12 protein-coding genes and 2 riboswitches are annotated in these 14,500 nt (G+C 62.0%); of the genes, 6 read left to right on the forward strand and 6 right to left on the reverse strand.

The features are described 5' to 3' along the window. Positions 1-236: 236 nt before the first annotated feature. On the reverse strand, positions 237-1,103 hold the full coding sequence (locus ACA055_RS16805) for a LysR family transcriptional regulator (protein ID WP_497679668.1): 867 nt from the start codon (positions 1,101-1,103) through the stop codon (positions 237-239). A gap of 164 nt (positions 1,104-1,267) precedes the next feature. Between ACA055_RS16805 and ACA055_RS16810 the strand changes: the two genes are divergently transcribed. Next, positions 1,268-2,818, forward strand: coding sequence for an MFS transporter (locus ACA055_RS16810; protein WP_497679669.1), 1,551 nt, complete (start codon positions 1,268-1,270; stop codon positions 2,816-2,818). On the opposite strand, the gene ACA055_RS16815 is transcribed toward ACA055_RS16810, so the two are convergent. Further along, positions 2,802-3,212, reverse strand: a complete 411-nt coding sequence (locus ACA055_RS16815) for a MerR family transcriptional regulator (protein WP_497679670.1) — start codon at positions 3,210-3,212, stop codon at positions 2,802-2,804. The genes ACA055_RS16810 and ACA055_RS16815 overlap by 17 nt on opposite strands. A gap of 77 nt (positions 3,213-3,289) precedes the next feature. On the opposite strand from ACA055_RS16815, the gene ACA055_RS16820 reads away from it, so the two are divergent. Further along, positions 3,290-4,513: an NADH:flavin oxidoreductase/NADH oxidase family protein gene (locus ACA055_RS16820; RefSeq protein ID WP_497679671.1), complete on the forward strand. Its 1,224-nt coding sequence runs from the start codon at positions 3,290-3,292 to the stop codon at positions 4,511-4,513. 170 nt (positions 4,514-4,683) lie between these two features. Here the strand turns inward: ACA055_RS16820 and ACA055_RS16825 are convergent, their stop codons facing one another. The 4 genes from ACA055_RS16825 to cobW all read right to left on the reverse strand — a co-directional run bounded on the left by ACA055_RS16825 (position 4,684) and on the right by cobW (position 11,440). Beyond that, on the reverse strand, positions 4,684-5,229 hold the full coding sequence (locus ACA055_RS16825) for a vWA domain-containing protein (RefSeq protein WP_497679672.1): 546 nt from the start codon (positions 5,227-5,229) through the stop codon (positions 4,684-4,686). A 119-nt stretch (positions 5,230-5,348) separates the two neighbouring features. Next, positions 5,349-6,347, reverse strand: coding sequence for a magnesium chelatase ATPase subunit I (locus ACA055_RS16830; RefSeq protein WP_497679673.1), 999 nt, complete (start codon positions 6,345-6,347; stop codon positions 5,349-5,351). A gap of 161 nt (positions 6,348-6,508) precedes the next feature. Beyond that, positions 6,509-10,375, reverse strand: coding sequence for a cobaltochelatase subunit CobN (cobN, locus tag ACA055_RS16835; RefSeq protein WP_497679674.1), 3,867 nt, complete (start codon positions 10,373-10,375; stop codon positions 6,509-6,511). A gap of 3 nt (positions 10,376-10,378) precedes the next feature. Continuing rightward, positions 10,379-11,440, reverse strand: coding sequence for a cobalamin biosynthesis protein CobW (gene cobW, locus ACA055_RS16840; RefSeq protein WP_497679675.1), 1,062 nt, complete (start codon positions 11,438-11,440; stop codon positions 10,379-10,381). 99 nt (positions 11,441-11,539) lie between these two features. After that, positions 11,540-11,752: riboswitch (cobalamin riboswitch) on the reverse strand. Positions 11,753-11,940: 188 nt separating this feature from the next. Beyond that, positions 11,941-12,168, forward strand: a riboswitch (cobalamin riboswitch). A 120-nt stretch (positions 12,169-12,288) separates the two neighbouring features. Between cobW and ACA055_RS16845 the strand changes: the two genes are divergently transcribed. The 4 genes from ACA055_RS16845 (at position 12,289) to cobM (ending at position 14,450) form a co-directional block, all read left to right on the forward strand. Next, positions 12,289-12,492 carry a CbtB domain-containing protein gene (locus ACA055_RS16845; protein WP_497679676.1) on the forward strand — a complete coding sequence of 68 codons (204 nt, stop codon included), beginning with the start codon at positions 12,289-12,291 and terminating at the stop codon, positions 12,490-12,492. An 11-nt stretch (positions 12,493-12,503) separates the two neighbouring features. Then, the gene (locus tag ACA055_RS16850; protein ID WP_497679677.1) at positions 12,504-13,211 is read left to right on the forward strand and encodes a CbtA family protein; all 708 of its coding nucleotides are present in this window, start codon (positions 12,504-12,506) and stop codon (positions 13,209-13,211) included. Further along, positions 13,208-13,621: a cobalamin biosynthesis protein gene (locus ACA055_RS16855; RefSeq protein ID WP_497679678.1), complete on the forward strand. Its 414-nt coding sequence runs from the start codon at positions 13,208-13,210 to the stop codon at positions 13,619-13,621. Before ACA055_RS16850 ends, ACA055_RS16855 begins: the two co-directional genes overlap by 4 nt. Positions 13,622-13,703: 82 nt before the next feature. Beyond that, positions 13,704-14,450, forward strand: a complete 747-nt coding sequence (cobM, locus tag ACA055_RS16860) for a precorrin-4 C(11)-methyltransferase (RefSeq protein ID WP_497679679.1) — start codon at positions 13,704-13,706, stop codon at positions 14,448-14,450. Positions 14,451-14,500: the final 50 nt, after the last annotated feature.

Below are 14,500 nucleotides of genomic sequence, written 5' to 3' on the forward strand. Positions count from 1 at the left end.
CTCCGAAAGGGTGTTCATGCAGATCCTGAAAGGAAAAAGGCCTTAGATCGTACAGGTGGTAGCGATAATTCCTACAGCCGGAAATCATTACAAAATCTGTAGAAGCTTTGGATACTCGTTGTTCTTACGGCAGTCTTCGCGAGCAAGCCCGCACACATTGGGTCTTCAGTGGACACAGATTTTGTGCACGACAGAGATCAAGTGTGGGAGCGGGCTTGCTCGCGAAGCTTCTGCTCTTAAGCATGCTTTATCTGCTCGATGTACCTGACAACCGCCGCTGATTTCTCGAACCGCCGATAAATCAACGACAACCACGAACTCGCTTCGCAGCCCTTGATTGCCCGATACAGCACACCCGGCAAACCGACATGCCCAACCACCGACTCAGGCACCACGGCTACGCCCTGCCCCAACGACACCAGCGCGATCACCGCCACCAGGCCGCCCGGCTGTGCGCCAAGCTTCGGCGCGAAACCACCCTCGGCAGCGACTTGCAAAGTGCCGCTGATTTGCTCCGGAAGGATGAACGTCTCGTTTTGCAGGTGCTCCGGGCTGATCTCCGACAAGCGACACAACCAAGACTCGGTCGGCACCGCCAGCACAAAGCCTTCCGCGTCCAGGCGAATGGCTTCCAGACCTTCCGGCAAGGTCATGGGTGAACGGACATATCCAATGTCGAATCGACCTTCGTCCACCATCGCCGGCAGCGATGCCATGGGGCTTTCCCGAACATTCAGGCTGACGTCCGGACACTCGCGACTGAAGGCCTGCACCTGTTTTTGCAGCAAGCCCGAGTACACCGCTGAAGCCACGTAACCCAGTTCGATATGACCAATATCCCCGCGCCCGGCCCGCTGGGCATTGTGCTGGGCGTATTCGAATTGCCGCACTGTCGCTTCGGCTTCGATCACCAACGCGGCGCCGGCCTCTGTCAGGCTGACTTCACGTGTCTGGCGCACGAACAATCGTGTGCCGAGTTCGTTCTCCATGTCCTGGATTTGTCGAGTCAAGGTCGGCGGTGCGATACCGAGTTGTTCGGCGGCGCGGGTGAAGTTGCCTTGCCGGGCAACGGCCAGAAAGTAGCGGAAATGCCGTATGTCCATGGGTGTATTAGCTCAAAGGTAATGAAATCCTGTTGCCTGGCTAACGAAGGCCGTAACCGGTCGCGATAAGCTCACTAGCACTCACAGTAGAGAGCCCAGACCATGAACGTCAAACCCCTGATCGACGCCGCGACCAACGACCTTGCCCAAAAGGCAATCAGACCATGAGCCGGGTCAGCCCGCGCCTGACACTGCTGACGGCCTCCGGCGTCTGTTCGCTGATCGTCCTCGACACCAACATCGTCGCGGTCACCCTGCCCACCATTGCCCGGGATCTGGGAGCCAACTTTGCCGACATCGAGTGGGTGGTCAGTGCTTACATGCTGGCCTTCGCCGCGCTGCTGTTGCCGGCGGGAAGCATCGCCGACCGCTTTGGCCGGCAGAAAACCTTGCTCTGGGGCCTGGGTATTTTCATTCTCGCGTCCATCGGTTGCGGTGCGGCGCCCACGGCGTTATTCCTCGACATCGCCCGGGCGATCAAGGGTGTCGGTGCCGCACTGCTGCTGACCTCCGCTCTGGCTTCCATCGGCCATACCTTTCACGACGAAGTGGAACGGGCCAAGGCTTGGGCGTTCTGGGGCGCGTGCATGGGGGTGGCGATGACGGCCGCGCCGACGGTGGGCGGTGTGATCACCGAGTACATTGGCTGGCGCTGGATTTTCTACCTCAATTTGCCGGTGGGATTGTTCCTGATGGCGATGGTCTGGCGCGCCGTGCCGGAGTCGCGCGATACCCAATCCGCACGGCTAGACCCTTGGGGCAGCCTGGCCTTCAGTGCGAGTTTGCTGTGCCTGATTTGGGGGCTGATCGAGGCTAACCGGATCGGTTGGAGCAACCCGCAGACCTACGCCCGACTCATCGGTGGCGCGCTGTTGCTCGGGCTGTTCGTGGTGATCGAGCGGATGCAAAAACGGCCAATGGTCGACCTGCAGTTGTTCAAACACCCGCGTTTCATCGGCGCGCTGCTGGGGATGTTTGCCTACGCCGGTTGCGCCCAGGTAATGATGACCCTGTTGCCGTTCTACCTGCAAAACGGCCTGGGTTTCTCGGCCATCGCCTCGGGCCTGGGGATGTTGCCGTTTGCCCTGACCATGTTGATTTGCCCGCGCATCGGCGTGCGTCTGGCGAGCCGATTTGCGCCAGCCACGATAATGGCCGCCGGACTGACCCTGGTCGGCAGCGGCAATTTGCTCAGTGCCTGGGCGGTCAGCAGTGGCGGGTACCTGTCCTTCGCCCTGGCGATTGCCGTGACTGGCGCCGGTGCCGGGCTGCTCAATGGCGACACACAGAAGAACATCATGGCTTGCGTACCACGGGAGCGCACCGGCATGGCGTCCGGCATGAGCACCACCATGCGCTTCAGCGCGATCGTGCTGGCCATCGGCGTGTTCGGTGCCTTGCTATCGAGCCATACCGAACAGTTGTTGCGCACCAGCCTGTCGACGCAAGGTGCGCAATGGCTCGATCAGACCCAAGGCATCGCCTCGCGGGTGGTAGCCGGTGACATGACGGCGGCGATGAGCCTGCTGCCGGAAGCCGCCCGCCCACTGATCGAACCGCTGGCACGTCAGGCCTTCATCGGCGGTTTCAGTCTGCTGCTGTGGGTCGCGGGTTTGCTGGCATTGTTGGGGGCGTTGGTGGTAGGCACATTGATGCGTAATCCGATTCCCTCCGCGATGAGTGTGACGGCGGCTGCCATCAGAACTCATGCTTGAACGACGCTAGCACCCGCTCGGCATTCGCATCGCAAGCCATGCCCTCGGGTCGTGCCTGGATGTTTTCGATCAACCCCAGTAACTGCGCCTTGCTCTGAGCCAGGTGCAGTTGCATCGCTTCGATCTGCTCAATCTTGCGCTTAAGGCTCGCCAGCAATTCGTCGTGTTTGAATGCGCCCGTCAGCGTGTCCGGCAACAGCTGCTTGAGCTCTTCGAGGCTGAAGCCGGCCTGCTGGGCGCACTGGATGATCTGCAAGGTCTGCAACACTTGCGGCGGGTAACGCCGATAACCGTTGGCCTGGCGCGCTACCTGACGGATCAGGCCCTGAGCCTCGTAAAAACGAATACGCGACGCGCTCAACCCACTCACCTGCGCCAATTCACCAATCTTCATCACGGCCTCGTTTGCCTGCTTGACATTAAAGTTAACTTTAAGCTTAGCCTCGTCTCATTACTGATGAGGAGTCAAGCATGTCGCCCTTCCAAGCGTTGAATCTGCCCAACGGCCAGACCCTCGGCAATCGCATTGCCAAAGCCGCTATGGAGGAAAACCTTGCCGATACCGGGCAGGCACCTTCCGACGCGCTGTTTCGGTTGTACCAAGCCTGGGCCGAGGGCGAAACCGGACTGTTGCTGACCGGTAATGTGATGATCGATCGCCGCGCCATGACCGGCCCTGGTGGCGTGGTGCTGGAAGATGAGCGCCACCTCGAACGCTTCCGTCGATGGGCGCGAATCGGCCGCTCCGGTGGCGCGCAGTTCTGGATGCAACTCAATCATCCCGGGCGTCAGACCATGGCCAACCTCGGCCAGCAAGCCTTGGCGCCTTCGGCGGTGGCACTGGATCTGGGTTCATTCTCGAAGATGTTCGCCGAGCCCAAACCCATGAGCGAAGACGACATCGCAGATGTTATTCAACGCTTCGCCACCAGCGCGGCCCTGGCAGAGAAGGTCGGGTTCACTGGCGTGCAGGTCCATGCCGCGCACGGTTACTTGATCAGCCAGTTCCTCTCGCCGCTGACCAATCGCCGCACCGACCGCTGGGGTGGCACACTGGAAAATCGTGCGCGCTTGCTGATGGCCGTGGTCAGTGCAGTGCGCCAATCCGTGTCGCCGCAGTTTTGTGTTGCGGTGAAGCTCAACTCCGCGGACTTCCAGCGTGGCGGTTTCGACGCCGACGATGCCCGGCAAGTGATCCAGTGGCTCAACGATCAACAGCTCGACCTGCTGGAGCTGTCCGGTGGCAGCTACGAAGCACCCGCCATGCAAGGCGAGGCCCGTGATGGTCGGACCCTGGCGCGGGAGGCGTATTTTCTGGAGATGGCCGGGGAGCTGGCCGGTGTGGCAAACATGCCGGTGATGGTGACGGGCGGAATTCGGCGCCTGGCGATCGTCGAACAGGTGCTCGACAGTGGCATCGCCATGGCAGGTATCGGCACGGCGCTGGCCCTTGAACCGCATCTGGTCAAACGCTGGCGCGAGGGCGAAAACAGCCATCCGCAATTGCCGCCGATCCGCTGGAAACGCAAACCCCTGGCTGCTTTGGCGAGCATGGCTGTGGTCAAGTTCCAGCTCAATCGCCTGAGTCGTGGGCGCAAGACCCAGCCTGAAGTCTCGGCGATATGGGCGTTGATTCTCGACCGGTTGAACATCGCCAAGCGTACTCGTCAATACCGGCAGGCGATGGGCAAGTAATCCAGGATTAACCCTGCGGGAGCGGGCTTGCTCGCGAATGCGGTGTATCAGGCGACATCGATGGCGACTGACACTCCCTCTTCGTGAGCAAGCCCGCTCCCACAGGGTTCTTCGGTGTTTATGAGGTCTGTGTTTTGCTCCACAAGAGGCCCTTTCAGACAACACACATCTCAGCCCGGAAGCAGCACATCGATATGTCGATATTCGACCTGCAACTGCGCAGCCAAAACCTGCGCCCGCCCAAGGCGAATCGGCCCGCGCTCGATGTCGATCAGCAGCCCCGGACACTCCAGCGCCGGCAACATCGACCACTCCTTCAACCGCCCATCCGTCACCAACAACAACCTTTGCTGTTCCGCCGGAAAACGCGTCTGTCGTGTCGCCAGCCAACGCCCCGCCTCACCCAGCGCCGCCAGCAACGGCGTGCCGCCGCCCGCACCAAGCCCATCGAGCCAGGTGCGCAAGCCCGCTGAAGCTTTCAATCCTTGCACCTGCCATTTGGGCAGATGTCCGCTGGCGGTCAGCAAGGCCAGGCGTGCGCGTTGGCGATAGGCGTCGTCGAACAATTGCGCGAGCAAGCCCTTGGCATCGCTCAACGCCTGATGGCGACGCGTCGAGGCCGAGGCGTCGACGATTACCAGCCACAATTCATGGGGCGAACGGGTGCGCAGGTGAAACAGCACATCATCGCGTTGACGCGGACGGCCGTTAAGCAAGGTGCCAGGCCAATTGATCGAGCCGCTGCGCGCGACATGACGCTTGCCCTGTTTGCCGTTATCCAGCCGTCCGGCGCGGGGTCTGGCATTCGCCCCCGCGTCAGTTCGAGGGCGAATGCCTAGGGCTTTTTTGGCCAGCTCGGCACTTCACGGCGTGCGCCGACCGGTAATGGTTGAGCGGGCATGTCACCCCATTGGCCCTGGCCTTCGCTCGGGTTGGAGTTCTGGGTGGATGGCGGCTGACTGTGTTGCGGAGCCGGGGGTGAATGCTCGCGACGACGATGACGCAAGGCAAACTCGGCCACCGCGTCGATATCTTCCTCGGCGATGGCGCTCGCCCCGCGCCACGCCGCATGGGCACGAGCGGCACGCAACCAGACCAAGTCCGCCCGCAAACCATCGACGCCAGCGGCAAAACAACGCTCGGTTATCTGCGCCAATGCTTCATCGTCCAGAGGAATACTCGCCAGCAGGCTGCGCGCTTTCTGGCAACGTTCGCGCAGCGACTGCTGCTGACTTTCCCATTCAGCGCAAAAGCGTTGCGGGTTGCTGTCGAAATCCAGTCGACGACGAATGATCTGCCCGCGCTCGGTCGGCACGGTGTGGCCACTGAGGGCGACGTTCAGGCCGAAACGATCAAGCAGTTGCGGGCGTAACTCGCCCTCTTCCGGGTTCATGGTGCCGATCAGCACGAACTTCGCCGAATGCCGATGGGAAATGCCGTCGCGCTCGACCAGGTTGGTGCCGCTGGCGGCGACGTCGAGCAACAGGTCCACGAGGTGATCGGGCAGCAAATTGACTTCATCAACGTAGAGCACGCCGCCGTCAGCCTTGGCCAGTACACCGGGAGAAAACTGTGCGCGCCCTTCGCTCAGGGCCGCGTCGAGGTCGAGGGTGCCGACCAGACGCTCTTCGGTAGCGCCCAGGGGCAACGTGACGAATTGACCGCTGGCCAACAGATCCGCAAGGCCTCGGGCCAGGGTCGACTTGGCCATGCCGCGCGGTCCTTCGATCAGCACTCCACCGATTTTCGGGTCGATGGCGGTCAGGTACAGGGCGAGTTTCAAGTCGTCGGCGCCGACCACGGCGGAGAGCGGGAAATGTGGGGTGTCGGTCATGTCGGTTTTCTCATCATGGTCGGTGGTGCATCAACAAATCTCACAGGCACCTTCATCTCTGTGGGAGCGGGCTTGCTCGCGAAGAGGCCGTCACATTCAACATCATCGTCGACTGACAGATCACATTCGCGAACAAGCCCGCTCCCACAGGTTTTTGCGCACTAGCTGTCTTCTTCTATATCGAGCAACAGATTTTCCAGTGCCTCGCGGTACTCGCCAGGCTCTTTCCACATCCCCCGCTGCTGCGCTTCCAGCATCCGTTCGGTCATGTCACGCAAGGCATGGGGATTGTGCTCACGCACAAAATCCCGGGTCGCCGGGTCCAGCAGATACGCGTCGGCCAGCAACGCATACTGATGATCGTCGATCAACTGCGTGGTGGCGTCGAAAGCAAACAGATTATCGACCGTGGCCGCCATCTCGAACGCACCTTTGTAGCCATGACGCTTGACCCCGTCGATCCACTTCGGATTGGCCGCCCGGGAACGGATCACCCGGTTCAGTTCTTCCTTCAGCGTGCGGATCTTCGGCAAGTCCGGCTGGCTGTGATCGCCATGGTAACTGGCCGCCGCTTCGCCACTGAGGCTTTCCACGGCGGCCAGCATGCCACCCTGGAACTGGTAATAGTCGTTGGAATCGAGCAGGTCATGCTCGCGGTTGTCCTGGTTTTGCAGCACCGCTTGCACCTGGCTCAGACGCTGGGCGAACTGATCGCGGGCGGCCGTGCCCTCGTCGGAGCCGCCGTAAGCGTAGCCGCCCCAGTTCAGGTAAACCTCGGCCAGATCCTCGCGGCTTTGCCATAGACGACCGTCGATGGCGCCCTGCACACCCGCGCCGTAAGCACCGGGTTTGGCACCGAAGATTCGCCAACCGGCCTGACGACGCGCCGCGTCTTCATCGAGGCCCGATTGCCGCAGCGCTTCACGCTCGGCGCGCACCTTGGCGGCCAACGGGTTGAGGTCGTCCGGCTCGTCGAGGTCGGCGACCGCTTGCACGGCGGCGTCGAACAGGCGGATCAGGTTGGCGAAGGCATCGCGAAAAAATCCGGACACGCGCAAGGTCACGTCCACCCGCGGACGGTCCAGCAAGCTCAGCGGCAGAATTTCGAAATCGTCGACCCGTTGACTGCCCGTCGCCCACACCGGGCGCACGCCCATCAGGGCCATGGCCTGGGCGATGTCATCGCCGCCGGTGCGCATGGTCGCGGTGCCCCAGACCGACAGACCGAGCTGGCGCAAGTGATCGCCGTGGTCTTGCAGGTGTCGTTCGAGAATCAGGCTGGCCGACTGGAAGCCGATGCGCCACGCCGTGGTGGTCGGCAGGTTGCGCACATCCACCGAATAGAAATTGCGCCCGGTGGGCAGCACGTCCAGACGGCCGCGACTCGGTGCACCGCTGGGGCCGGCCGGGACAAAACGGCCACTGAGGGCGTCGAGCAGGCCGCGCATTTCTGCCGGGCCGCAGGCGTCCAGCCTTGGAGCGACGACTTCACGCAGACTGTCGATGATGGCGCTCACCTCAGACCAACTAGCTTCCTGTGGGAGCGGGCTTGCTCGCGAAAGCGGAGGGTCAGTCGACATTGATTTGCCTGATACACCGCTTTCGCGAGCAAGCCCGCTCCCACAGGGGCCGGGCATGGCTGAAGGCTGGTTCAGGCTCTGCGAGATCAGCTGGGCCGCGAACAACTCCAGACGTTCGCGGGTATCGCCGGCCGTGCGCCAGACTTCATCAGTAACGGTCAGCAGTTCGATCGGACGCGGTCCGGTCCACGGCTCGGCCAGCACGCAATCCAATGGATCGAAGCCCAACGAGAACGCCTTGGCCACGGCCCGCAGCAAACTCGATTGCGCGCCACGCCCGTCACCACGGGGAATCCGCAGTAGCGCGAGCAAGGTGTCGATGCGCAAACGCCCCGTCGGCGACTCACCAAACACATGCAGACCATCGCGGATCTGCGACTCTTTCAAGTCGCACAAATAAGTGTCCAGGCGCGGCAGCCAGATCGCCGCATCGGCATCGCTGTCGAGCTTCTCGTCCAGCTGCAGTTCACGGTCGATGTGGGTTTCACGTACCAGTTGCAGAATGTCGCGCTGCAACTCCCGGGCGCGGCGCGGATCGAGCAGTTGCGCTTCGTAATACTCGTCGGCGAGCAACTCAAGGTTGCGCAGCGGACCGTAGGTTTCTGCACGGGTCAGCGGCGGCATCAGGTGATCGATGATCACTGCTTGCGTGCGGCGCTTGGCCTGGGCGCCCTCGCCCGGATCGTTGACGATAAACGGATAGATGTTCGGCAACGGCCCGAGCAGCGCGTCCGGCCAGCAATTCTCTGACAGCCCGACACCTTTGCCCGGCAGCCATTCGAGGTTGCCATGCTTGCCGACGTGAATCACGCCGTGGGCGCCGTAGGTGTTGCGCAACCAGAAATAGAAAGCCAGATAGCCGTGAGGCGGTACCAGATCCGGGTCGTGATACACCGCACTCGGGTCAACCTGATAACCCCGTGCCGGTTGAATGCCGACGAAGGTCAGGCCGAAACGCAGGCCGGCAATCATCATCCGCCCGCCACGGAACATTGGATCACTTTCAGGGGCGCCCCAGCGTTCAAGTACAGCCTGGCGATTGGTTTCGGGTAGCGCGTTGAACATCAGCAGATAGTCGTTCATTGCCAGGCTTTGCTGACACGGACGTTGATCAAGGGTGTCGAGGTCGTTGCTGACGCCGCCGAGCAACTGCTGGATCAACGCGGTGCCGCTGCCCGGCAACTCAGCCGGTAGCGGATAACCTTCTTGATGCAGCGCACGCAAGATATTCAGCGCGGTGGCTGGCGTGTCGAGCCCCACGCCGTTGCCGATGCGACCGTCGCGCGTCGGGTAATTGGCGAGGATCAACGCGATACGTTTTTCAGCGTTGGGCACCCGCGCCAGATCGATCCAGCGCCGCGCCAGTTCGGCGACGAAATCCATGCGCTCAGGTTGCGGCCGATAACAAACCACGTCCGACTGGCTGCGCTCGCTTCGCCAGGCCAGGTCCTTGAAGCTGATCGGCCGGCTGATGATCCGCCCATCCAGTTCCGGCAGCGCAATGTGCATCGCCAGATCACGGGGACCAAGGCCCTGCTCGCTGGCCCGCCAACCCGGTTCGTTGTCCTGGGCGCAGATCGCCTGGATCACCGGGATGTTGCGGCGAAACGGCCTCAAGTGCGGCGCTTCGGGGCTGGATTGGGCGAAGCCGGTGGTATTGAGAATCACCGAGGCGTTGACGTCGTCCAACAGATCCTCGACCACCGTCAGGCAGCCGGGCTCTTTCAAACTGGCCAACGCAATCGGCATAGGATTCAACCCCGCCGCCTGCAAACGCTGGCAGAAAATATCGATGAAACCGGTGTTCGCCGCCTGCAAGTGCGAGCGGTAAAACAGCACGGCCGCTACCGGCTGATCGGCCTGCCAGTCGGCTTGCCAATCCTTCAGTTCAGCGGGGCTTTTGTGCGGATGGTAAATCGCCGTGCGTGGCAGGGTTTGCGGCTCGGCCCACGCATAGTCGCGGTCCAGCCAACGATTGGCCAGGCAACGGAAAAAGTCCAGGGCATTGCTCATGCCGCCTTGCCGCAGGAATTGCCAGAGGCGGTCGCGGTCTTCGGCGACCACGGTGCTCAAGTCGCTGAGCTCCGGGTCCGGGCGATCATCCCCCGGCACCAGAATCAACTGCACACCGCGCTCCGACAGCTGCACCAGCCGCTCGACGCCGTAACGCCAATAGCCGATGCCGCCGTGCAGCGAGATCAGAATGACTTTCGCGTGCTGCAGCACTTCGTCGACATAGAGATCGACCGAGGCGTGGTTCTGCACCTGCATCGGGTTAGCCAGGCGCACGCTCGGATAATCGTCGGGCAATTGCTGCGCCGCTTCGGCGAGCAGCGCGAGGCTTGAGTCGCCGCTGCACAGGATCACCAGCTCGGCGGGGGTTTGTCCAAGGTCGGCAATGTTGTCATCCGAGACGAAACCGCCGGGCTGAGTCCTGAGCAGGTGCATGGCTTAAACGCTGAGCGCGGCGCGCAATTGCGCTTCGAGCAGAGCGGCGTCCAGTTCCTGGCCGATCAGCACCAGACGCGTGGTACGCGCTTCATCGGTGCCCCACTGACGGTCGAAGTGCTTGTCGAAACGCGTGCCCACGCCCTGGATCAGCAGGCGCATTGGTTTGTTCGGGATCGCGGCGAAACCTTTGACGCGCAGGATGCCGTGCTGGACCACCAGTTGCGTCAGAGCGTCCATCAGCAAACTTTCGTCGGCCTGCGGCAGTTCGATGGAAATCGAGTCGAACGCATCATGGTCATGATCGTCCTCGCCTTCATGATGGTGATCGTGATGGCTGTGACGGCTGTCGATGTGTTCTTCGGAACCGGCACCGAGGCCGATCAGCACGTCCAGCGGCAGACGTCCGCTGCTGGCTTCGATGACTTTCACTGCCGGCGGCAGTTCTTCGGCGACTTCCAGGCGCACGCGGGCCAGGTCTTCAGGGCTGATCAGGTCAGCCTTGTTGAGGATCACCAGGTCGGCGCTGGCCAGTTGGTCGGCGAACAGTTCGTGCAGTGGCGATTCGTGGTCCAGGTTCGGGTCAAGTTTGCGCTGGGCGTCGACCTGGTCCGGGAATGCGGCGAAAGTGCCAGCAGCAACGGCCGGGCTGTCGACCACGGTGATCACCGCGTCAACGGTGCAGGCGCTGCGGATTTCCGGCCACTGGAAGGCCTGAACCAAAGGCTTTGGCAGGGCCAGACCGGAGGTTTCGATGAGGATGTGGTCGAGGTCACCGCGACGGGCCACCAGTTCACGCATTACCGGAAAGAATTCTTCCTGGACGGTGCAGCACAGGCAGCCGTTGGCCAGTTCGTAGACCCGGCCGTTGGCTTCTTCCTCGGTGCACCCGATGGAGCACTGCTTGAGGATTTCGCCGTCGATGCCCAGCTCGCCAAACTCATTGACGATCACCGCGATGCGGCGGCCTTGAGCGTTGTCGAGCATGTGCCGCAACAAGGTGGTTTTGCCCGAGCCGAGGAAGCCGGTAACGATGGTGACGGGGAGTTTGGCCAGTGTTTTCATCGGATGCCCTTTGGCAAGGTGGCGGGCATACGGGACGACGACCGCGGCTGCATGGGCGCGCGGAAGATTTCGCCACCGGATCACCCCGCCCGGTTGAAAGTGAGAATCTGTGTCGAGGCAGGTCTCCTGGCTGACGGTGCGCCAGTCTTTCGACCGGCATTCGCTGCGCCTTCCCGCCGACCTCATGGAGAGAGCCTGCAGTGGCGTGGCAGCGAACATCACCGTTCACAGTTGCGGGGGCAGCCGCGGCATCGACCGCGTTCCCTTCTTAGCTTCGGCTAATGCCGAAGAACCTCGAAAGCGCAAGGCTACGCATCGCGTGGGGGCGGGTCAATGTTCACGCTGCGTTCGGTGGTGGCTGGGATGACGCCTTCGCGAGCAAGCCCGCTCCCACATTTTGAAATGCGTTCCCCTGTGGGGCGGGCTCGCTCGCGAAGGGAGCGACTCGGTAGCCAAGTGAGAACCCATGCCAATTGACGCCCAACCCCCGGCCATGCTCTCCTACACGCCTTGTTACGGGTGCCCTTCACAGGGTGAAACGGGAAACCGGTGAATCATGTGCTTTACTCAAAGCCATGTCAGTCCGGTGCTGCCCCCGCAACGGTAAGCGAGCGAAGCGTCAAATCCACTGTGCCAGCAGTTCGGCATGGGAAGGTGACTCTTGCAGGCTCAGGCGAAAGCCAGCGCCCCTCGTGAGCCCGGAGACCGGCCCGCAACACACAGTGACCGATACGATCACTGAATAACAAACCCGCGGTGGGCGGGCGCTGTTTGAAACTCTGCGTGCCCGTCTCGCAGGGGTCTTCCATGCGCTCTATTCACCCACTGACAGACCAGAGGGAAGCGCCATGTCGATCATCAGCAGCACCGGCAGCAACAGCGATAAGAGCACCGCCAGCACCACCGCGACACTGACCCAACGCCTGACCACCGCCGTGTGTGCGTCGATCCTTGGCGCGTGCCTGGTCTATTTCGCCGGTTTCTCGCACATCGAAGCGGTGCACAACGCTGCGCACGATACCCGTCACAGCTCCGCTTTCCCGTGCCATTGAGACCTGCCGACATGATCAAGCGTATTGCGCAAACCGCCGGGTTCACCGGGTTGCTGGCCGCCCTGCTGCTGACCCTGCTGCAAAGCTTCTGGGTCTCCCCATTGATTTTGCAGGCCGAGACTTACGAAAAGTCCGAACCCGCTGCTGTTGAAATTCACGAACACGCCGCCGGCGCTGTCACCGCTCACACCCACGATGCCGAAGCCTGGGAGCCGGAAGACGGCTGGCAGCGCGTGCTGTCGACCACGGGTGGCAACCTGGTGGTCGCCGTTGGTTTTGCCCTGATGCTCGCCGGTCTCTACACCTTGCGCGCCCCGACCAAAACGTCTCAGGGTCTGCTCTGGGGCCTGGCCGGTTACGCGACGTTCGTCCTCGCACCGACCCTCGGCCTGCCGCCTGAGCTGCCGGGCACTGCCGCCGCCGATCTGGCGCAACGGCAGTTCTGGTGGATCGGCGCGGCCGCCTCCACCGCTGTCGGCATCGCGCTGATCGCGTTCAGCCGCCATTGGCTGATGAAGATCCTTGGCGTAGCGATCCTGGCCGTTCCTCATCTGATCGGCGCACCGCAACCGGAAGTGCACTCGATGCTCGCCCCGGAAGCACTGGAGTCCGAGTTCAAAATCGCTTCGCAGCTGACCAACATGGCGTTCTGGCTGGCCCTGGGCCTGATCAGCGCCTGGTTGTTCCGCCGCAAAAGCGATGGCCAGTACCACGCATGACTAACACCAGCACAGCGCCGACCCTGGTGGTCGGTCTGGGCTGCCAGCGCGGCTGCCCCGTCAGCACGTTGCGGGCGCTGCTCGATCAGGCGTTACAGGCGCACCAAATCCAGCTTCATCAGGTCAAGGCCCTGGCCAGCATCGACCTGAAGCGCGATGAACCCGGCCTGATCGCACTGGCCGAGCAGCTTGGGCTAGAGATGATGTACTTCAGCAGTGAGCAATTGAAAGGTTACAAACCGCAACTCAGCCACCATTCGGACATCGCGTTCGAACGCACCGGTTGCTACGGCGTAGCGGAAAGTGCCGCCCTCGCCATGGCCGAACACCTGGCCAAGGCCCCGGCGAAACTGCTGATTTTGCGACAAAAATATGCCCAGGCAACCCTGGCATTGGCCGGCGCCGCCTGAAATCCCCGATAATCCCCGTCTTCGATCATGAGCAATCTTCATCTGAAGCCTTGCCCAGCCCCTTTTTTCACAGGAACCGACGATGACCGTCTACTTCATTGGCGCAGGTCCCGGCGACCCGGAACTGATCACCGTCAAAGGCCAGCGGCTGATTCGCAGCTGCCCGGTGATCATCTATGCCGGCTCCCTGGTGCCCGCCGCCGTGCTGGAAGGCCATCGAGCCGAACAAGTGGTCAACAGCGCCGAACTGCACTTGGAACAGATCATCGAACTGATCAAGACCGCCCATGCCAACGGCCAGGATGTGGCCCGGGTGCATTCCGGCGATCCGGGTTTGTATGGGGCAATTGGCGAGCAGATTCGCTACCTTCGCGAGTTCGACATTCCCTTTGAGATCATCCCTGGCGTCACGGCGACGGCGGCCTGCGCGGCGCTTCTGGGTGCGGAACTGACCTTGCCAGACATATCACAGAGCGTGATTCTGACCCGCTACGCCGACAAGACCGCCATGCCGGCCGGTGAGGAACTGGGTAGTCTGGCGCAGCATGGGGCGACCATGGCGATTCATTTGGGGGTCAATCACCTGGAGAAGATCCTGGTTGAATTGCTGCCGCATTACGGCGCCGACTGCCCGATCGCCGTGATTCACCGAGCAACCTGGCCAGATCAGGATTGGGTGGTGGGGACATTGGCGGATATTGCCGAGAAGGTTGAGGCCAAGGGATTTCGGCGCACGGCATTGATTCTGGTGGGTCGGGTGCTGGGCAGTGATCATTTCAGCGAGTCGTCGCTGTATCGCGCTGGGCATGCGCATTTGTATCGCCCATAGGGCCTCTTCGCGAGCAAGCCCGCTCTCACATTGGAATGCGATTAACTGTG

It is taken from the genome of Pseudomonas sp. LBUM1657 (genome assembly GCF_059716075.1).

Coding starts and splice junctions, on each gene's coding strand:
- ACA055_RS16805 (WP_497679668.1), bottom strand. CDS start 1,103: ATGGACATACGGCATTTCCGCTACTTTCTGGCCGTTGCCCGGCAAGGC.
- ACA055_RS16810 (WP_497679669.1), top strand. CDS start 1,268: ATGAGCCGGGTCAGCCCGCGCCTGACACTGCTGACGGCCTCCGGCGTC.
- ACA055_RS16815 (WP_497679670.1), bottom strand. CDS start 3,212: ATGAAGATTGGTGAATTGGCGCAGGTGAGTGGGTTGAGCGCGTCGCGT.
- ACA055_RS16820 (WP_497679671.1), top strand. CDS start 3,290: ATGTCGCCCTTCCAAGCGTTGAATCTGCCCAACGGCCAGACCCTCGGC.
- ACA055_RS16830 (WP_497679673.1), bottom strand. CDS start 6,347: ATGACCGACACCCCACATTTCCCGCTCTCCGCCGTGGTCGGCGCCGAC.
- cobN (WP_497679674.1), bottom strand. CDS start 10,375: ATGCACCTGCTCAGGACTCAGCCCGGCGGTTTCGTCTCGGATGACAAC.
- cobW (WP_497679675.1), bottom strand. CDS start 11,440: ATGAAAACACTGGCCAAACTCCCCGTCACCATCGTTACCGGCTTCCTC.
- ACA055_RS16845 (WP_497679676.1), top strand. CDS start 12,289: ATGTCGATCATCAGCAGCACCGGCAGCAACAGCGATAAGAGCACCGCC.
- ACA055_RS16850 (WP_497679677.1), top strand. CDS start 12,504: ATGATCAAGCGTATTGCGCAAACCGCCGGGTTCACCGGGTTGCTGGCC.
- ACA055_RS16855 (WP_497679678.1), top strand. CDS start 13,208: ATGACTAACACCAGCACAGCGCCGACCCTGGTGGTCGGTCTGGGCTGC.
- cobM (WP_497679679.1), top strand. CDS start 13,704: ATGACCGTCTACTTCATTGGCGCAGGTCCCGGCGACCCGGAACTGATC.